Source organism: Yoonia sp. TsM2_T14_4 (assembly GCF_049602355.1).
Lineage (GTDB): Bacteria > Pseudomonadota > Alphaproteobacteria > Rhodobacterales > Rhodobacteraceae > Yoonia > Yoonia vestfoldensis_A.
In genome coordinates this window covers 1,839,137-1,857,972 of record NZ_CP187137.1, presented here as the reverse complement: position 1 = coordinate 1,857,972, position 18,836 = coordinate 1,839,137, and the positions used below count along the sequence as shown (strand labels likewise).

Here is an 18,836-nt window from a genome sequence, read left to right as displayed (position 1 = left end):
GGCTTTCTGGTGGCGGGTAGGGTGGATCATGATCCACCTTACGTGATGCAGCTTTGGTCAGTCGAAAACGATCACATTGCGTTTGGCGCTGCCGCTTTTGGTATCGGTGATGGCTTCGTTGATCTGGTCAAGCCGCCAGCGCCCCGAGATCAGCTCGTCCAGTTTCAGCCGCCCCTGTTCATACAGATCGACCATCCAGGGAATGTCGCGCGCGATCACGACATCACCCATCTTGGACCCGACCATGCCCTGGCCGGTGGCGGCCAGCATCACGGGCTCATAGGTGGACATGGCCCCCGAATGGGGCATGCCGACCATGATCACCTTGCCGCCATTGGCCAGATATTGCGGTGCCTGATCATAGGCAGGGATCGCGCCCACGGTCACGAACACCGCATCGGCCCCGCGCCCCATCGCCTTTTTTGCGGCGCGCCAGGGTTTGTCGCTGGTTGCCAGCACCGTATCGGTCGCCCCGAATTCCTGCGCGATGACGAGCTTTTCCGGCGTCATATCCACCGCCACGATCCGGCGTGCGCCCGCGATCCGCGCGCCTTGGATGGCATTCAGGCCAACACCGCCCGTCCCGATCACGACCACATCCTGCCCCGCGCGCAATTGCGCGGCATTCACCACCGCCCCGATGCCGGTGATGACCCCGCAGGCCAGCAGGGACGCCGCCTCCATCGCAATCGTATCCGATAATTTGACGACCTGGCTTTGGTTCACCACCACGCGTTCGGCAAAACCGCCGGTGTGCATCGCCTGATGCAACGGGCTACCGTCGGGCATAGTCAACGGCCCGCTGGCCATGTCGCTTTCGCAGGCGACGGGCCGACCGCTCGCACAAGAGGGACAGGTGCCGCAGGACCGGATCAGCGTCACGACCACCGGATCGCCCAAGGCAATCCCGCGCACGCCCGCACCAAGGGCTGTGACATGGCCTGCCGCTTCGTGGCCGTAAACCGCAGGCAGGGTGCCACCCCAGCCGCCCTCCATATAGGTGACGTCGGAATGACAGATGGCGCAGGCTTTCAATGTGACTTCGACCTCGCCATGCTCGGGCGCGGCAAGGGTGACGGTTTCGATGGTCAGCGGTGCGCCGAAGGCATGGCAAACGGCGGCTTTGATCTGGGGCATGTTGGGTCCTGTCAACGGGTTCATCCGTCAGCCTGAAGCGGCGCGCGCCTGACTGCAACCCCGAACCCGACCTTATGTGCCGCGGGCGCGCTTTGGCCTTGGTGTCTGCATGAAAACCGCGATGCAGCTGACGGTCAGCAGGGCTGAGAGCAAGAAAGGCGCACCGGGCAGATAGACCGGGGCGTCGGGCGCGGTGAAAAACCAAAACGTTTGCGTCACCAGCAAAGGGGCGATGATCGTTGCCACCGCGTTGATCGAGCTGATCGTGCCTTGCAATTCGCCTTGCTGGTTGTCGGCAGCCGTGCGCGACATGATCCCTTGCAGGGCCGGTCCGGCGATGGACCCCAAGGCCGTCAGCGGCGTCAGCGCCAGCGCGATCCAGCCATTGCTCACAAACCCAAGTGCCATAAAGGCCGCCACATCAACCCCCAGCCCAAGGATCACGGCCCGCCTTTCGCCGATCCGCGCGATGATGGGCCGGATCAGCAGCCCCTGCACAACCGCGATGCCGACCCCGAACACCGCCAGCGACAGCCCGATCATCCCCGGCCCCCAGCCGAACCTTTCAGCCCCGAAATAGGCCCAGACGCCCGGATAGACGAAAAACGCGATCGTATAGACAAAGCTGATCAGCAACAGCCGCTTCAGCCCTGGCAATGCGCCGATGTTGCGCAACGCCCCCAAAGGGTTCGCGCGGCGCCAGTCAAACGGGCGGCGGATCCGGTCGGTCACGGTTTCGGGCAGGACATAATAGCCAAAGACCGCATTCGCCGCCGCCAGCACCGCCGCCGCCCAGAACGGCGCGCGCGTGCCATATTCGGCCAGCACCCCGCCGATCAGCGGGCCAAAGATGAACCCCATCCCGAAGGCCGCCCCGATCAGCCCGAAATTGGCGGCCTTTTCTTCGGGGCGCGAGATATCGGCCATATAGGCCGCGGATGTCGCCTGCGTCGCCGCCGTGATCCCGCCGATGATCCGCCCGACCAGCAACAGCCAGATCATCTGCGCCAGCGCCATCAGCACATAGATCAACGCCATGATCACCAGCGAGATGATCAGCACCGGCCTGCGCCCGTAGCGGTCCGACAAGCTGCCCAGCGTCGGGCCAAACAGGAATTGCATCGCGGCGAATATCGTGGCCAGCACCCCACCCCAGACGGCGGCTTGGCCCAGCCCTGTGCCTTCGATCTCTTGGATCAGGGCGGGCATCACCGGCAGGATCAGCCCGATCCCCATCGCGTCCAGCATGACCGATATCAGAATAAAGGTGACGGGAAGGCGTTTGTCCATCTGCCCAGCGTTAGGCGGTTCGCTCGGCTTTGCAAGCGTCATTCAGAGCGCCCTTGCGATCCGGTCCAGATGCTGCGCCAAAAGCGCGGGATCGGACAAGAAAGGCGAATGCGATGTGGGCAAATCGCTGACTGTGCCGGCGGGCCAGTCTGCGGTCATCGTCGACTGAAACGCCGGCGGGATCGTGCGGTCATCGGTGCAGCGCAGGTAATGGCGCGGCAGGGTGTGGCGTGGCTCCAGCGGCGTTTCCTGTGGCAGGATCGGCTGTGGGCCAAGTTGGCCAATCGCCCAAGCGGCACGAGCGGGCGGGACATCGTGATAGAATTTCTCGGTGGCCTTGGCCCGATCGACGCTGAAGGTCACGCGCGCATCATCCACGATGATCGCATCCAGCAAAGGCTGCGACGGCGCCATCCGGCGCATATCCGCAAGAGACTTGCCCGCCATCGGCACATAGGCGCATAGATAGACCAGCGCGCTGATTCGATCGGGGGCCAGCCCTGCCGCGGCGGTGATCGGATAGCCCGCCATGGAATGGCCCACCAGAATGACCGGCGTGTCAATCGCCGCAACAATCGCGCTGGCGTAAAGGTCCAGCGTCACCTTGTGCGCCGCTGTGGTGTCCTGCCCATGCGACGGCAGGTCGATGGCGCGTGCCGTGTGGCCATGGGCGGTCAGATGCGGGATCAGATCCTCCCAGCACCATGCCCCGTGGCAGGACCCGTGGATCAGCAGGAAATCAGACATGATCAGACATGGCCGACTGCTTTCATGAAATCCGCCAGATGCGCGGCATAGGTTTGGGGGTCTTCGACACAGGCCAGATGGCCCACGCGGCGCATCAGTACGAATTGCGACCCAGGGACCAGATCGATCGTTTCGCGCACCAGATCGGGCGGTGTTGACCCGTCATCAATTCCCGCGATCCCCAGCGTCGGGATGCGCAAGCCCGCGGTCGGCGTATAGAAATCGGTGCCAGCGATGGCCGCGCAGGTGCCGGTATAGCCCGCAACCGGCGTGCTTTCCAGCATCGCGCGCCACGGCTGCATCGCGGGCGTGCCATAAAACCCCCGCGCAAACCAGCGTTGCAGCACGGTGTCCGACAGGGCGGGCAATCCTTTGGTGCGCACCGTGTCGATCCGGTCCTGCCACAGCTTGGGATTGCCGATCTTGGCGGCGGTATTGGACAAGACCAGCGCGCGGATCAGATCGGGGCGTTTGACCGCCAGCCCTTGGGCGACCATCCCGCCGACGGACAGGCCGACGAACACAGCATCGCGCACATCTGCGGCATCGCAAACCACTTCGGCATCGCTGACCAGCTGGCCCATGCTATAGGGGCCATCCGGCGCATCTGATGCGCCATGCCCGCGCATGTCATAGCGGATGATCCGCAGACCGGCGGGCAAACCTGCCAATACCTGATCCCAGATCGCGCGTGTTGTTCCCAACGCATTGGCAAAGACCACAGGCGGGCCGTCATCCGGCCCTGTCACGTCATAATCCAGCGCCACGCCGTCGCGGATCACCTGCATCAGGCCAGCGCCTTGGCAAAGATCGCGGGATCGACGTTGCCGCCTGTCGCCACGGCGATCACTGCATCGCCTTCGCTGGCATCAGGATGAAACAGCGCGGCCGCCAGCGCCACCGCACCGCCGGGTTCCAGCACGATTTTCAGCCGGTCAAAGGCCAGCGCCATCGCCTGCAACGCCTGATCCTCACTCACCACCACGCCCGGCCCGCAATGTTCCTGCATGATCGGAAAGGTCAGATTGCCGGGCTGCGGCGTGATGATCGCATCGCAAAGCGAGCCTGACAGCCGTGCGTTGCGTTCGATCCGGCCACTGGCCAATGACCGTGTCGCATCATCAAAGCCTTCGGGCTCCACGGGTCGCGTGCGCAGGCCGGGCGCATCGGCAGCCAGTGCCAGCGCAATGCCGGATGTCAGCCCGCCACCGCCGCAACAGACCATCACATCGGCGCTGGTCACGCCAAGCGCGGTCATCTGGGCCGCGATTTCCAGCCCGCAGCTGCCTTGGCCGGCGATGACCTGCGGTTCGTCATAGGGCTTGATCAGCGTCAGCCCGCGTGCGGCGGCCAGCCTGTCACCGATGGCATCGCGATCCTCGGTCGTGCGGTCGTAAAGCACGACCTCTGCCCCCAAGGCGCGGGTATTGGCGATCTTCACCGCAGGGGCATCGGCGGGCATGATGATCACCGCAGGCGCGCCATGGCTGCGCGCGGCCAAGGCCACGCCTTGGGCATGATTGCCGCTGGAAAAGGCGATCACACCCTTTTGCAGGGCCTCGGCTGGCAGGGCCGATACCGCCGACCAGCCGCCACGGAACTTGAATGATCCGGTATGTTGCAGGCATTCGGCCTTCACAAACACCCGCCGCCCCGCGATCGCATCCAGAAACGGCGAGGTCAGGATCGGCGTGCGCCGCGCATGGCCCGCGAGCCTTTGGGCCGCCGCGCGGATCATCTCGATATTCATTGCATTTCCTCCAGCCATGCATGCAGCGCAGAAAGCGCCTGTGGTTCATCCAGAAACGGGATATGCCCGCGCCCCGGCACGTCGGTGCGGATCATGTCGGGGCGGCGGCGGGCCATCTCGTCAGCGGTCTGCACAGTCAGAAGGTCGGAATTCGCGCCACGGATCAAGGCCAGCGGCAGGTCCTGAAACGCGTCGAACAAGGGCCACAGGTCCGGCACCGGCTGCGCACCCGCCGCCAGCACCGCATCGCGCAGGCGCGGGTCATAGCGGACCATCAGCCCGTCGGGGGTTTGCGCGTAATGCGCACGCACCTCGGCCAACCAGCGGTCCATCGGGACCTGCGCGAAATCGGTCCAGAGTTTCGCGCGCGCCTCTGCCGCTGCGGCATAGGTTTTCTGCGGTGGGTTGCGCCCGATATACTCTTTGATAACAGCCAGACCGGCGGGCGCGATCTCTGGCCCGATATCGTTGAGCGCGACCCCGATCAGCCGGTCCTTGGCAGTCGCGGCCAGCAGCATCGCGATCAGCCCCCCGCGCGAGGTGCCAAGCACCGCCGCGCGGTCCAGCCCCAGATGATCCATCAGTGCCAGCACGTCGGCGGCTTCATGCGCAATGGTGTAGGTCGCGGGATCGGCCCAATCCGACTGCCCGCGCCCGCGATAATCGGGCCGGATCAGGCGCACCGGCAGATGCGATGCGACATGGTCGAAATCCGCACCATTACGCGTCAGCCCCGCCAGTGCCATCACCGGCAGGCCGCTGCCTGTATCGGTGTAATGCAGTGACAGGCCATCAGGCGTGGTGAAACGGGGCATCAGAGCAGATCCGGAATGCTGACAAGATTGCGCAGTGTATGGTGTGGATCGGCATAGAGCCTGTCGGGCGGATCACCGGCCCGGTTGACCCAGATTGTCCGAAACCCGTAACCTGCCGCACCCGCCGCGTCCCAGCCGTTGGAGGACACGAACAATACCTCATCCTTGGCGCAGCCGAACTGGGCGCCCACCAAATCGTACACGCGGGCATGTGGTTTGAAGACGCCCACGGTCTCGACGCTCAGGATGGCATCAAGCTGCGGCGCGATCCCCGCCGAGGCGACGGCGGCGTTCAGCATATCGGGCGATCCGTTCGACAGGATCGCGGTGGTCAGCCCGCGTGCCTTGAGCGCGGCCAGCATGGCGGGGACTTCTGCATAGGTTGGCAGCTGGCGATAAAGCGCCAACAGGCGGGCGCGCAAGGCGGGATCTTCCAGCCCCTGCGCCGCGAGCGCCCAATCCAGCCCGTCCTGCGTGACCTGCCAGAAATCGCAATGCCGGTCGGCCACGGCGCGCAGCCAGGTGTATTCCAGCTGCTTGCGCCGCCAGTCGCGGGCAACCGCCGGCCACAGATCCGCAAGACGCGGGAAATCGGGGTCATCCGCGGCTTGCGCCGCCGCCGCATTCACGTCGAACAACGTGCCATAGGCATCGAAAACACAGGTCGTAATCGGCATGGCGGCCTCCTTTCACGCGACCTAAGCACGGCGGCGCGGCGGCGGAAAGAGGCAAAGCGATTTGCAATCAGGGACCGGCCTTCCTAGGTAGGGGGTGCGATTTATTGAGAAAACGAAAGGAAAGACGCGATGACACAGGCTAAAGCGGGCGATAAAGTCCAGATTCATTACACCGGCACCCTGCAGGACGGCGTGACATTCGACAGCTCTGCGGGACGCGATCCGCTGGAATTCGTGATCGGCTCCGGCCAGATCATTCCGGGCCTTGATGCCGCGATCCCCGGCATGAGTGTGGGCGAGAAGAAAACTGTGCAGATCCCGTGCGAAGAGGCTTATGGCGCGCATAATCCCGAGGCTCTGCAGGCGGTGCCGCGCGACAATATTCCGGCTGATATTCCGCTTGATCCGGGCACACAATTGCAGATGCAGACCCCACAGGGGCAGGTGGTGCCGGTGACTGTCGCAGACGTAACCGAGACCGAAGTGACGCTGGATGCCAACCATCCTCTTGCTGGCAAGGATTTGACCTTCGCGGTCGAAGTCGTGGCGATCAAGGCCGCCTGAGCCCGCGGAGAAGAGGCCCCGGATCAAGTCCGGGGCGGGTATGGCGGCGCCGCCCCCATACCCCCGCGAGTATTTGGGGAAATAAGAAGGTGCAGGTCAGACCAGATGGTCGGGCTGTGGCATTCCCAACACGTGGAAACCCCCATCGACGCGGATGATCTCGCCTGTGGTGCAGGCCCCTGCGTCCGAGGCAAGATAGACGGCGGTGCCGCCCACCGCCTCTAGCGTGGCATTCGCGCGCAGGGGGGTATTTTGTTCGGTATGCTTATAGGTCTTGCGCGCCCCGCCGATGGCCGCCCCAGCAAGGGTTTTCATCGGGCCGGGGCTGATCGCGTTGACGCGGATGCCTTGGGGGCCAAGATCGTTCGCGAGATAGCGCGTGGCTGATTCGAGTGCTGCCTTGGCCACGCCCATCACGTTATAAAATGGCGTGACGCGGTTGGACCCCTGATAGGTCAGCGTCAACAAGGTGCCGCCGTTTGGCATCAACGCGGAGGCCCGTTTGGCCACGTCGATGAAAGAATAGCACGAAATCGTCAGCGAGTTTTTGAAATTTTCGCGGCTCGTGTCGATGATCCGGCCTGCCAATTCATTCTTGTCGGAAAAAGCGATGGCATGGACCACGAAATCGAGTGTGCCCCATGTGTCTTTGATCATCGCAAAGGCGGCGTCCATGCTGGCTTCGTCTGTCACATCGACATCGACCATCATGCTGGAACCGACCGATTGCGCCAGCGGTTCCAGCCGCTTGCCGAACGCCTCGCCCTGATAGGAAAACGCGAGCTCTGCGCCCGCATCAGCCATCGCTTTGGCGATGCCCCAAGCGATGGACCGTTCATTGGCCACGCCCATGATCAGCCCGCGTTTGCCCTGCAATGTGATCGTCATCGTCTTACCCTTGATATTTCGACAACAGCATCGACCCGTTGGTCCCGCCAAAGCCGAAGGAATTGGTCATCACCGTGTCCAGCCCCGCATTGTCAACGCGCACCATCGCAATTTCGGCCGGATCGAGCGCGGGGTCCAGCGTTTCTACGTTGATTGACGGCGCGATGAAATCGTCCTGCAACATCAGCAGGCAATAGATCGCCTCTTGGGCACCTGTGGCGCCCTGGCTGTGGCCGGTCATCGACTTGGTGGAACTGATCGGCGGGGTGGTGCCACGACCAAAGACGCGGCGCACGGCCTCGACCTCGCCCACGTCACCGACGGGGGTCGATGTGCCATGCGCGTTGATATAGCTGATCTTGCGTCCCGCTGGCAGGGTGCGCAGCGCGCCGCGCATCGCGCGTTCGCCGCCTTCGCCCGATGGGGCGACCATATCGGCCCCGTCGGAGGTTGCGGCAAAGCCAGTCACTTCAGCATAGATTTTCGCGCCGCGCGCCAAGGCACCTTCAAGGCTTTCCAGCACCACGATTGCGCCGCCGCCTGCGATCACGAACCCGTCGCGGCCTGCGTCGAACGCGCGGCTCGCGCGCTCTGGCGTGTCGTTGTATTTCGAGGACATCGCGCCCATCGCGTCAAACAGGCACGACAGTGTCCAGTCCAGCTCCTCGCCGCCGCCTGCGAACATGATGTCCTGCGTGCCAAGCGCCACCTGTTGCGCCGCCATGCCGATGCAATGCAGGCTGGTGGAACAGGCCGAGGTGATCGAGAAATTCATCCCCTTGATCTGATGCGCCGTCGCCAGATTCGCGCTGATTGTCGAGGACATGCATTTGGGCACCGCAAAAGGCCCGATCCGCTTGGTCGCGCCCGTTTCGGTGACGACGTTATGGGCAGCGAACATGGCCGATGTCGACGGGCCGCCCGACCCCGCGATCAGGCCGGTCATCGGATTGACGATCTGGTCCTGCGTCAGCCCCGCATCGGCAATCGCCTGGCCCATCGCGATATGGGCATAGGCGGCACCGGGGCCCATGAAGCGCAAAGTGCGCTTGTCCACATGATCGGCCACGTCGATCTTGAGCGTGCCGGCCACGCGGCTGCGAAAGCCGTGTTCGGCCATTTCCGCGCTTGCGACGATGCCGGACGTGCCGGCCTTCAGCGCGGCGGTGACTTCGGTGGTATTATTCCCGATGGGCGAGACGATCCCCAACCCGGTGATGACAACACGGCGCATGCGGCCTCCCTAACTGGCTTTGGGTGTGTGTAGGGGAGAGGAGGGGGCGGGGCAAGTGGGGGAGGGTGCAAGCACTTTCCGCTTTCAAGCGCGTTGGGTACGGCATATACTACCTAGGGGTGTTTTGTAGAAGCTGGACTTGGCATGAAGTTACGTGAAGTTGGAGCAAAGTGCTTTCGCACGCTTGAGGATTTGACAGTCGAGTTCGGGTATGATTTTTGTACTTTAAGCGGTCGTAACAACGCAGGGAAAACAGCTGTTGTTACCATAATCCGGCACTTCCTTGATGATGAAGATCGGCCTTATTTGTATGGTGAGAACTCACTGTCGTTTTCTCGTGACCATACACAGTGGTCTTCTTCCGACGAAATGGAGATCTCTGTCCGCCTGGAGCTTCATCGGCACGACGATGCTGAGGTATTTTTTGTTGTTGATAAGTTTGCTCCTACTCCGATTGAGGGAGAAATCGCCCGAGTCCGCCTCACAGAAACTTTCTATAAATCGGGCGAGCGACAATTGGCCTGTCGCGTTAATGGGACTGACCTTGATAGTCAAAATTCAAGCGAAATTGCTAAGAAATTAAAATCAGCGTCAAATCTTGTGGTTCATAATTCCACTTCGCCAAATAGAAGGATTTACTATCTATCTGGAGAAATGACAGAGGTTTTGGAATCGCATTTTTCACAAGAGGATAGAAATAAAATAGCGGATGCCGAGCGAAACTTATCAAGTAAGGTGAAAAACGCTGCAAAACAGCATAAGGAAGAATTGAGTCAGCTTTTGGGTCGGTTAGGCGAGAACTATGAAGTTGAGTTAACAACATTAGAGCGAAGCGGTTCTTCACGCTTTCCACTAAATGTAAAACTCAATGATAAGAGCGTAGATACTAATTTGGGTGGCTGGGGTTCTGGAACTCAAAATAGAACGCGGGTGCTGATCTCGGTCCTAGAGGCCGATCGTATCCGAAAATCCCAGTCGTCTGAGAGTAGATCAACACCTATAGTCATTGTAGAAGAGCCGGAAAGCTTTCTGCATCCTTCAGCGCAGGCGGAATTTGGTAAAGTTTTAAATAATCTTTCAGCAGATTTTGGAATTCAAATCCTTACGACTACTCATAGTCCTTACATGCTTAATCAAACTAGTCCGGAAGCAAATTTGCTGCTGGAAAGAAAGGTCACACGCAGCAAGTTGAAGGAGACTGAGCGAGTAGATACGTCAGGCGATGATTGGATGTTACCGTTTGCGGCCAATCTAGGTGTGGTATCTGATGAGTTCATTCCGTGGAAGAAGATTGTTGGATCGGCAAACTCAAAAATTGTACTTGTTGAGGGTGCAATAGATGTTGAGTATTTCAATATACTGAGGGATAAATTTCCTGAGATATATGCGCTGCCTGCTGATGTTGAGGTGGTGGGTTATGGTGGAAAGGATGCTCTAAAGAATACCCAAGTTCTTCAGTTCATGCTGTCAAGACTTGAAAAAGTTTATATAACTTTCGATCTTGATGCGGAACATGAGGTAACCACAAAGCTTAGGTCAATTGGACTAGAGGTTGACAAACACTTTTGTTCCATTGGTATTGATAAGCCGGGTCGAGAGTGTATTGAAGGGCTGCTACCAGAGGCCATTCTTAGAGACGTGTATGCACAGCGCGTTGACGACGTTTTGGCACTTGGATCAGCAAACAGCTCAGCAAAAAAGTCAGCTAAAAGTAATTTGAAGCAAGCGGCGTTAGAGAGATTTAGAAATTGTTCATTGAACAGTGCCGATATTCCGGAAATGGCTCGGCTAATCAAGAAGATAGCAAGAGCTTTCTAGTCTCGTCACCAATCTATGTTAGCAATCATCCTTGCTGGCAAAACAGGTAACCGATGTCGCTAACCCTCAACTCTCGCTCAGCGCCACTTTCATATCCGTCACCTGATAGATCACTTCCCCATCAGCCTCGACGATGCCGTTGGCCACGCCCATCGTCAGGCGGCGGGTTTGCAGGGCTTTCGTGAAATCGACCTTGTAGGTCAGCATCTTGCGGTCGGGGCGGACCATGCCGGTCAGCTTGACCTCGCCCACACCCAAAGCATAGCCGCGCCCTTGCCAGCCGCGCCAGCCAAGGTTGAAGCCCGTCAGCTGCCACAGCCCATCAAGCCCCAGACAGCCCGGCATGATCGGGTTGCCCGGGAAATGGCAGTCAAAGAACCACAAATCCGGCGTGATGTCGAATTCGGCCACCACATGGCCCTTGCCGTGCAAGCCGCCGTCGCCCGAAATCTCGGTGATGCGGTCCATCATCAGCATCGGCGGCGCGGGCAGTTGCGCATTGCCGGGGCCGAACAATTCGCCACGGGCGCATTGCAAAAGGGCTTCTTTGTCGAAACTGGTGGGGAAATCGGCCATGGCGGGGGTCTCGTTCTTGTTTGCGGTGTGATCCGACCAGTATCACCGCGCGCTCCGTGAGGGCAAGACCAAGGGTGGGCCTGTGTCTTTTCGTTTGATTTTGGCGGGTTTCTTCCCATATTAAGGGCGAGGCAAGGGACAGACCTGATGAAAGACATGGACAACCACCGCGGAACCGACTGGCTGGCAGGCGCAGGCTTGCGCCCGACGCGGCAGCGGCTGACGCTGGCCGACCTGTTGGTGGGCGACGGGCAGAACCGCCATGTCACCGCCGAAAGCCTGTTTGACGCCGCCAGTGCCGCGGGTGAAAAGGTGTCTTTAGCGACGGTCTACAACACCCTGCGCGCCTTTTGCGAGGCCGGCTTGATGCGCGAGATCACGGTTGATGGCTCGAAAAGCTATTTTGACACCAATATGACCGATCATCCGCATTTCTATTGGGAAGACACGGCCAGCCTGACGGACGCGCCTGCCGATCAGCTGGAAATTCGCCGCCTGCCGCATGCGCCCGCAGGCGCCGAGATTGCATCGGTCGATGTCGTGATCCGGCTGCGCCGCAAGTAAGGTGGATTGCAATCCAGCCTGCATGATCAACTGACCATTCTGGTTTACGCTGACCGGATGTCACATATATCCGGCGCTATGTCCCCGGCGGGACCTATTTCTGTACCGTCCGTTTGCAGGACCAGCGGTCGGACCTGCTGACCGCACGGATCGGCCTGCTGTGCGATGCGGTGCGCCTGTGCCACAAACAAGCGCCGTTTCGCATCGATGTGGCCGTGATCCTGCCTGCGGATGATCACATCTACCTTTTCACGGCATCTGCCTGTGCCTGACAATCTGACCGCGGTCCACAAACGCCGTGGCGAAAAAGGCATCTGGCAGCGCCGGTTCTGGGAACATGTGATCGAGGATGAGGGCGATTTTGCGCTGCATCTGCACCTGATCACGACGGCCCCCGTCCGCGCAGGGCTGGTGCGGCGCGCGACCGATTGGCCCTATGCATCATGGCCGCACGTCAAAGGCGCGACACTTAAAACCATTGCCCGGGCTCCATCATACCCAGATCGAGCAGTTGCTGCGCCTGCCATGTAAAACGCACTGATTTCGACCAGTGAAACGTGGCTATCGCATCACGGCTGCCGGGGTTGCGCCGCAAAGCCTTGGCCGCGCGGAACGAACAGATGGCAGCGGTCACGCTGTGGTGCCATGGGCAGGCATAGGTGTTGTATTCAGGATCGCTTAACCGGTGATCCGGCCCCAAGACAACGCCCTTGGCCGCGCGGAACAGGGCCGCGCGGTCCAGCCTGCGGCGTGCGGGCGGGACATGGTCCTGAAACCGCCAGCGCAGGCCGCCGCAGATATCCACCTGCCGGTCAAGCACAGCACCCGCCGCATCACGCCGCGGTATCGCAAAATAGCCCGCACTGTCGAACCATGCTTCTTCCAGGTCTACCGCATCGGGGTGGGTGGTCAGATCGCGGGCGTACAGGTCGATCACATGGGTCATCACGCTGTGGCGCCGTTCTTCGGTCACGAAGGTCAGCATCTCGCGCAGAGTGCGATCCGCGCTGAACGGAAAGAAAAGGAATTCGGCGTTGTAGCAGTGATATATCCACGCGCCACGCGCGGCTGCACTGACCGTGTTGATGATGTGAGGCAGGGCCTCTGGCTGGGTCACGTCATGGTCGACGCGGTGCAGTGCGATATCCGCAGGCAGGGCGATGGCCGGATCGCAAAACGCGATCAGCGTGCTGAAACCAAGGGCCGCATGATGCCGGATCGTTTGCTCCACCGCGACCTGATCTTCGATCAGGATCAGGCAGATCGGCCCTTTGGACAGGGCGCGCGTTTTATCGGCGGTCAGGGCGGACAGGCTGGTGTAATGCATGTGCTGCGGGTATCCGTGAAAGACACGCGCAAATTGTGACAGATCGCGCCGCATTGCAAGCAAAGCCCCAAGCCGCTAGAACGCCCGCAACCTCAGCACCGGATCGAACCTATGACTGCGCCCAAAAAGCTCTTTATCAAGACCTATGGCTGCCAGATGAACGTCTATGACAGCGAACGCATGGCCGAGGCGCTGGGCGGGCAGGGCTATGTGCAGACCGACCATGCCGAAGACGCGGATATGATCCTGCTGAACACCTGCCATATCCGCGAAAAGGCGGCGGAAAAGGTCTATTCCGAACTGGGCCGCATGAAGGTGCTCAAAGACGCGAAACCCGATCTGAAAATCGGCGTGGCAGGCTGCGTGGCACAGGCCGAGGGGGCAGAGATCATGCGCCGCCAGCCGATGGTCGATCTGGTTGTCGGCCCGCAAAGCTATCACCGTCTGCCTGCGATGGATGCGGCCGTGCAGGGGGGTGCCAAGGCGCTCGATACCGATTTTCCCGAAGATGACAAATTCGAGACGCTGAAGACACGATCAAAGGCCAAGCGCGGTCCGACCGCGTTTTTGACCGTACAGGAAGGCTGCGACAAATTCTGCGCCTTTTGCGTCGTACCCTATACCCGCGGTGCCGAGGTCTCGCGCCCTGCTGACCGGATCCTGCGCGAGGCGCGTGAACTGGTCGATGCGGGCGTGCGCGAACTGACGCTTTTGGGCCAGAACGTGAACGCCTATCACGGGCATGAGCGCGGGTTGGCGGGCCTGATATGGGCGCTGACCGAAATCGACGGGCTCGAACGCATCCGCTTTACCACCAGCCACCCCAATGACATGGATCAGGCACTGATCGACGCGCATGGGACCTGTGAAAAACTGATGCCCTATCTGCATTTGCCGGTGCAATCGGGGTCTGACCGTATTCTCAAGGCGATGAACCGCAAACATACCGCCGAAAGCTATCTGCGCCTGATCGACCGTATCCGCGCCGCGCGCCCTGATATCTTGTTGTCGGGCGATTTCATCGTGGGTTTCCCCGGCGAGACGGATCAGGATTTCGAGGACACGCTGCAATTGGTGCGCGACGTGCATTACGGGCAGGCCTATTCGTTCAAATATTCCACCCGCCCCGGCACGCCGGCCGCTGAAAAACCGCAACTGCCCGATGACGTGATGAATGAGCGTTTGCAGCGCCTGCAGGCCCTGTTGCGCGACCAGCAACAACAGACCCAGGCCAGCATGATCGGCCGCGAAGTCAAGGTTTTGTTCGAAAAAGCAGGGCGCGAGGCAGGCCAGATGATCGGCAAATCCGAATATCTGCATGCCGTCTATGCCGATGCCCCCGCCACGGTGCTGGGGCAGGTGCGCCGCGTGCGGATCGTGCAGGACAGCGCCAATTCGCTCAAGGGTGAATTGATCGGGTAGGGTGGGGCAAGATCCACCTTACGCGGTGTTTGCGGAACTATATTGTCGCAATCCCAACTGCCGCCTTGCGCCTTGCGGTGCGACTTGCCACGATAGCTAAATATAGACTCAAAGGAGAGCTGTTTGGCCACTGGTGCATTGACCCCGCCCGCTGACGACATCACTGAATCCGTTCTGGAATTTCCCGACAACTTTTTGTTGATCGACCTGTGCGGTGAATATGACCGCAATCTTACCACCATCGAGGACAAGCTGAGCGTGCAGATTTTGCGCCGCGGCAACCTGTTGGCGGTGATCGGCGAGCAGGGGCCGCGTCATGACGCGCTCGAAGTCCTGAAATCGTTGTACCAACGGCTCGAGCAGGGCCGCTCGCTGGAGGCTGGCGATATCGACCGCGAATTGCGCATGGGGCCTGCCGGTGCGCCCGGGCCTGTCGACCAGATCGAATTGTTCAAAGGCGAGATTGCACGGGTCGAGGTCAAGACCCGCAAAAAGCTGGTCGAACCCCGCACCGAGGCGCAAAAAGCCTATGTCAAGGCGCTGTTCGATCATGAAATGGCCTTTGGCATCGGCCCGGCTGGTACCGGCAAGACCTATCTGGCGGTCGCTGTTGGCGTGAACATGCTGATCAACGGCCACGTCGACAAGATCATCTTGTCGCGCCCCGCGGTCGAGGCGGGCGAGAAACTGGGCTATCTGCCCGGCGACATGAAGGACAAGGTCGATCCTTACATGCAGCCGCTTTATGACGCGCTGAACGATTTTCTGCCGGGCAAACAGGCCGCCAAGATGATGGAGGAAAAGGTGATCGAAATCGCGCCTTTGGCCTTCATGCGCGGGCGCACGCTGTCGAATGCCTTTGTCGTGCTGGACGAGGCGCAGAACGCCACCACCATGCAGATGAAGATGTTCCTGACCCGTCTGGGCCAAGGGTCACGCATGGTGATCACCGGCGACCGCACGCAGATCGATTTGCCGCGCGGTGTCAATTCGGGCCTGTGGGATGCCGAACGCCTGCTGAAACATATCCCCAAGATCAGCTTTAACTATTTCACCTCGAAAGACGTGGTGCGCCACCCGCTGGTCGCTGCGATCATCGAAGCCTACGAGGCGGACGACCCCAAGTGAGCGTCGATGTCGTGGTCGAAGATTTGCGTTGGGCGGCGGTTGATATCGACGCGCTGGCGCAACAGGCCAGTGATGCGGTGTTTGACCGGCTGGGGCTGGAACCGTCGGTGTTCGAGATCGCGGTTCTGGCCTGTGACGATGCCCGCATCGCCGCGCTGAACGCAGATTTCCGTGGCAAACCGGCGCCGACCAATGTCCTGAGCTGGCCCTCGGATGAACGCGCGCCCGCCGTCGCCGGAGAGATGCCGCTGCCGCCCGACCCTGTCATGGACGCCGAACTGGGCGATATCGCCATCGCCTATGACACCTGCCTGCGCGAGGCAGAGGCCGCAGGGTCACAATTTATTCATCATTGTCTGCATCTTCTGGTGCATGGCACCTTGCATCTGCTGGGATTTGATCATGAGCGTGACCTTGATGCCACCCTGATGGAGGGTTTAGAGGTTGAGATACTTGGCAAGATGGGTGTTGATAACCCATATAGAGATTGAACGGGGCAAACCGCCCCACGGATAAGGATACGATGGGCGATCAGGGCGACGGTTCTTCTAGCGCAGCGCAAAGCGCGCAACAGAACCACAAAGACGAACGGCCGGGCCTGCTGGCGCGTTTTGGGCTGGGTTTCAAGCCCAAGGTCATGAATGGCGAAACCGGCGAAATAGCACAGGGCGTTTCAGCTCCCGAACCGACCGTGCTGGGCATGTTGAACCTGCGCCGCAAACGGGTCGAAGACGTGGCCGTGCCAAAGACCGACATCGTCGCCGTGCCACTGACCATCACCAAGGATGATCTGGTCAATACCTTCCGTGACAGCGGCATGACCCGCCTGCCGGTCTATGACACGACGCTGGATACACCCGTCGGCATTGCCAATCTCAAGGATTTCGCGCTGCGCTACGGGTTCAACGGTGGCACTGCCGATCTTGACCTGCGCGACATGCTGCGCCCCTTGCTGTTCGTGCCGCCCTCGATGCCGCTGGGGGTGCTGCTGCAAAAGATGCAGGCGGAACGTATCCATATGGCCTTGGTGATCGACGAATATGGCGGCACGGATGGCCTGCTGACGATCGAGGATCTGATCGAACAGGTCGTGGGCGAGATCGAGGATGAACATGACATCGCCGAGGCGAAAAGCTGGATCATGGAAAAACCCGGTGTCTATCTGGCGCAGGCCCGCACCGACCTGGAGGATTTCGAGGCCGAGATCGGGATGAACCTAACCGACCATGACGATATCGACGAGGAAGAGATCGACACTTTGGGCGGTCTGGTGACCATGCTGTCGGGCCATCTGCCCGCGCGCGGCGAGGTGATCCAGCATCCCGACGGCCCCGAATTCGAAGTTGTCGATGCCGATCCGCGCCGGATCAAACGGCTGCGCGTACGTCTGAACACCACCCGCGATGCTTGACAACCTGCCGCGCTGGGCGCGCTTTGGCGTGCTTTTTGCGCTGGGCGTGGGGGCGGCGCTGGGGCAGGCCCCGCTTGATCTGTGGCCTGCGACCATCGCCGCACTGGCCCTGTTGCTGGTGTTGCACCGTGACGTTGCCAGCCCGCGTATCGCGGCGTGGCGGGTCTGGTTTTTTGGTCTTGGCTATTTCGCCTTTGCGCTGCGCTGGATCGTCGAGCCGTTTCTGGTCGATGCCGCCCGCCATGGCTGGATGGCCCCTTTTGCGCTCATTTTCATGGCCTGTGGCGCTGCGCTGTTCTGGGCTGTCGCAGGCTGGATCGCCAGCCGTATCGCGCCGCGCAGCCAGTTGATGCTGGCCTTGCTGCTGGTGGCGGCTGAAATGACGCGGTCACTGGTCCTGACCGGATTTCCTTGGGCGCTGTTGGGGCATATCTGGGTGCCGACATGGATGGCGCAGGCCAGCGCCATTGGCGGGCCGCATCTGCTGACGGGGGTCACGCTGGTCGCGGCGCTGGCTGTGGCGCGGATCGCGCGGCCTGCGTGGCGGTCGGGGGCGGCGGCAGTGTTGGCGCTGCTTTTGGTGGCCATCCTTCTGCGCCCCGGAGCTGCGCCACAGATCGCCGTGGATGCGCCTATGGTGCGGTTGGTCCAGCCCAATGCACCGCAGCACCAAAAATGGGATGCGGTCTATCGCGACCAATTCGTTAACCGATTGCTGGAATTGTCAGGCCAAGGCGACCGGCCCGATCTAATCGTCTGGCCCGAAACGGCGGTGCCTTATCTGCTCAACGAGGTCATCGACGATCTGCGTCCGCTGGACGAGGCCGCACGCGGTGCGCCGCTGGTGTTCGGGGTGCAGCGGGTCGATGACGCGGGGCGGTTTTATAATGCGCTGGTGGTGATGGCGCAGGGCGGCCGGATTACCGCGACCTATGACAAGCAGCATCTGGTGCCTTTCGGCGAGTATATCCCCTTTGGCGATCTGCTGGGACGGTTCGGTATTCGTGGCCTTGCCGTCGCTGATGGCGGCGGATTTGCCGCAGGCACGCTGCCGGGGCCGATTGCGATCCCCGGGATCGGGTTGGCCGTGCCGTTGATCTGCTACGAAGGTATCTTTGCCGAGGAAATCGTGGCCGGCCCCGACCGGCCGCGGCTGTTGCTTTTGATCACCAATGACGGCTGGTTCGGGCAGGCGGCAGGCCCGCATCAGCACCTTGCCCAAGCGCGGCTGCGCGCCATCGAACAGGGCTTGCCGATGGTGCGTGTGGGCAATACCGGCATATCCGCGATGATCGACGCGCAGGGCAGGATTACCGCAGCGCTGCCGCTGGGCGTGGATGGCGCGCTGGATGCACCATTGCCCGCGGTGCGCGCTGCCCCGGTCTATACCGCTTTGGGCGATTGGCCGGTCGGGCTGTTACTGCTTCTGGGGATCGCGATCTGCGCCATTAACCGCAAACGCGATAGCGATTGACGCATTCGCCGCCA

Annotated in this window: 20 protein-coding genes; 9 read left to right on the top strand and 11 right to left on the bottom strand. The window is 60.9% G+C overall.

All coding sequences use genetic code 11. The annotated features are described in order from the left end of the window. Positions 1-57: 57 nt before the first annotated feature. From ACPF9B_RS09185 to ACPF9B_RS09155, 7 genes are all read right to left on the bottom strand, one after another. Positions 58-1,137, bottom strand: a complete 1,080-nt coding sequence (locus ACPF9B_RS09185; protein WP_424176894.1) for a zinc-binding dehydrogenase — start codon at positions 1,135-1,137, stop codon at positions 58-60. Positions 1,138-1,209: 72 nt separating this feature from the next. Next, entirely contained in the window at positions 1,210-2,427 is a 1,218-nt protein-coding gene (locus tag ACPF9B_RS09180; RefSeq protein ID WP_424176892.1) for a TCR/Tet family MFS transporter, read from the bottom strand. 42 nt (positions 2,428-2,469) lie between these two features. Next, positions 2,470-3,174, bottom strand: a complete 705-nt coding sequence (locus ACPF9B_RS09175; protein WP_424176890.1) for an alpha/beta fold hydrolase — start codon at positions 3,172-3,174, stop codon at positions 2,470-2,472. Positions 3,175-3,176: 2 nt separating this feature from the next. Further along, positions 3,177-3,962, bottom strand: coding sequence for a 3-oxoadipate enol-lactonase (gene pcaD / locus ACPF9B_RS09170; protein WP_424176888.1), 786 nt, complete (start codon positions 3,960-3,962; stop codon positions 3,177-3,179). Next, positions 3,962-4,924, bottom strand: a complete 963-nt coding sequence (locus ACPF9B_RS09165; protein ID WP_424176886.1) for a threonine ammonia-lyase — start codon at positions 4,922-4,924, stop codon at positions 3,962-3,964. The genes pcaD and ACPF9B_RS09165 overlap by 1 nt, the downstream gene beginning before the upstream one ends. Continuing rightward, on the bottom strand, positions 4,921-5,739 hold the full coding sequence (locus ACPF9B_RS09160) for an alpha/beta fold hydrolase (RefSeq protein WP_424176884.1): 819 nt from the start codon (positions 5,737-5,739) through the stop codon (positions 4,921-4,923). Before ACPF9B_RS09160 ends, ACPF9B_RS09165 begins: the two co-directional genes overlap by 4 nt. Beyond that, entirely contained in the window at positions 5,739-6,416 is a 678-nt protein-coding gene (locus tag ACPF9B_RS09155; RefSeq protein ID WP_424176882.1) for a haloacid dehalogenase type II, read from the bottom strand. Before ACPF9B_RS09155 ends, ACPF9B_RS09160 begins: the two co-directional genes overlap by 1 nt. Before the next feature lie 129 nt (positions 6,417-6,545). On the opposite strand from ACPF9B_RS09155, the gene ACPF9B_RS09150 reads away from it, so the two are divergent. Continuing rightward, positions 6,546-6,980: an FKBP-type peptidyl-prolyl cis-trans isomerase gene (locus ACPF9B_RS09150; protein WP_007204178.1), complete on the top strand. Its 435-nt coding sequence runs from the start codon at positions 6,546-6,548 to the stop codon at positions 6,978-6,980. Positions 6,981-7,076: 96 nt separating this feature from the next. On the opposite strand, the gene ACPF9B_RS09145 is transcribed toward ACPF9B_RS09150, so the two are convergent. Both ACPF9B_RS09145 and ACPF9B_RS09140 read right to left on the bottom strand, forming a co-directional pair. Then, positions 7,077-7,868, bottom strand: a complete 792-nt coding sequence (locus ACPF9B_RS09145) for an enoyl-ACP reductase FabI (RefSeq protein ID WP_007204180.1) — start codon at positions 7,866-7,868, stop codon at positions 7,077-7,079. Between the two features lie 4 nt (positions 7,869-7,872). Beyond that, a complete protein-coding gene (locus ACPF9B_RS09140) occupies positions 7,873-9,102 on the bottom strand; it encodes a beta-ketoacyl synthase N-terminal-like domain-containing protein (protein ID WP_424176879.1) in 1,230 nt (409 codons plus the stop codon). A 144-nt stretch (positions 9,103-9,246) separates the two neighbouring features. Between ACPF9B_RS09140 and ACPF9B_RS09135 the strand changes: the two genes are divergently transcribed. After that, positions 9,247-10,920 (top strand): ATP-dependent nuclease, encoded by a 1,674-nt coding sequence (locus ACPF9B_RS09135; RefSeq protein ID WP_424176877.1) that lies wholly within the window; start codon positions 9,247-9,249, stop codon positions 10,918-10,920. A 66-nt stretch (positions 10,921-10,986) separates the two neighbouring features. Here ACPF9B_RS09135 and fabA read toward each other — a convergent pair whose 3' ends face one another. Beyond that, positions 10,987-11,496: a bifunctional 3-hydroxydecanoyl-ACP dehydratase/trans-2-decenoyl-ACP isomerase gene (gene fabA, locus ACPF9B_RS09130; RefSeq protein ID WP_007204184.1), complete on the bottom strand. Its 510-nt coding sequence runs from the start codon at positions 11,494-11,496 to the stop codon at positions 10,987-10,989. A 147-nt stretch (positions 11,497-11,643) separates the two neighbouring features. Here fabA and irrA point away from each other — a divergent pair, with 147 nt between their 5' ends. Both irrA and ACPF9B_RS09120 read left to right on the top strand, forming a co-directional pair. Then, positions 11,644-12,060: an iron response transcriptional regulator IrrA gene (gene irrA / locus ACPF9B_RS09125; protein WP_007204185.1), complete on the top strand. Its 417-nt coding sequence runs from the start codon at positions 11,644-11,646 to the stop codon at positions 12,058-12,060. A 113-nt stretch (positions 12,061-12,173) separates the two neighbouring features. Further along, positions 12,174-12,332: a hypothetical protein gene (locus ACPF9B_RS09120; RefSeq protein WP_424176874.1), complete on the top strand. Its 159-nt coding sequence runs from the start codon at positions 12,174-12,176 to the stop codon at positions 12,330-12,332. Between the two features lie 197 nt (positions 12,333-12,529). On the opposite strand, the gene ACPF9B_RS09115 is transcribed toward ACPF9B_RS09120, so the two are convergent. Beyond that, entirely contained in the window at positions 12,530-13,387 is an 858-nt protein-coding gene (locus tag ACPF9B_RS09115; protein ID WP_424176872.1) for a glycosyltransferase family 2 protein, read from the bottom strand. 111 nt (positions 13,388-13,498) lie between these two features. On the opposite strand from ACPF9B_RS09115, the gene miaB reads away from it, so the two are divergent. From miaB to lnt, 5 genes are all read left to right on the top strand, one after another. Beyond that, on the top strand, positions 13,499-14,809 hold the full coding sequence (miaB, locus tag ACPF9B_RS09110; RefSeq protein WP_424176870.1) for a tRNA (N6-isopentenyl adenosine(37)-C2)-methylthiotransferase MiaB: 1,311 nt from the start codon (positions 13,499-13,501) through the stop codon (positions 14,807-14,809). 123 nt (positions 14,810-14,932) lie between these two features. After that, entirely contained in the window at positions 14,933-15,937 is a 1,005-nt protein-coding gene (locus ACPF9B_RS09105; RefSeq protein ID WP_007204190.1) for a PhoH family protein, read from the top strand. Continuing rightward, positions 15,934-16,428 carry an rRNA maturation RNase YbeY gene (gene ybeY, locus ACPF9B_RS09100; protein ID WP_424176867.1) on the top strand — a complete coding sequence of 165 codons (495 nt, stop codon included), beginning with the start codon at positions 15,934-15,936 and terminating at the stop codon, positions 16,426-16,428. The genes ACPF9B_RS09105 and ybeY overlap by 4 nt, the downstream gene beginning before the upstream one ends. 32 nt (positions 16,429-16,460) lie before the next feature. After that, positions 16,461-17,348 (top strand): hemolysin family protein, encoded by an 888-nt coding sequence (locus ACPF9B_RS09095; protein ID WP_424176865.1) that lies wholly within the window; start codon positions 16,461-16,463, stop codon positions 17,346-17,348. Beyond that, a complete protein-coding gene (lnt, locus tag ACPF9B_RS09090) occupies positions 17,341-18,822 on the top strand; it encodes an apolipoprotein N-acyltransferase (protein WP_424176863.1) in 1,482 nt (493 codons plus the stop codon). Before ACPF9B_RS09095 ends, lnt begins: the two co-directional genes overlap by 8 nt. Positions 18,823-18,836: the final 14 nt, after the last annotated feature.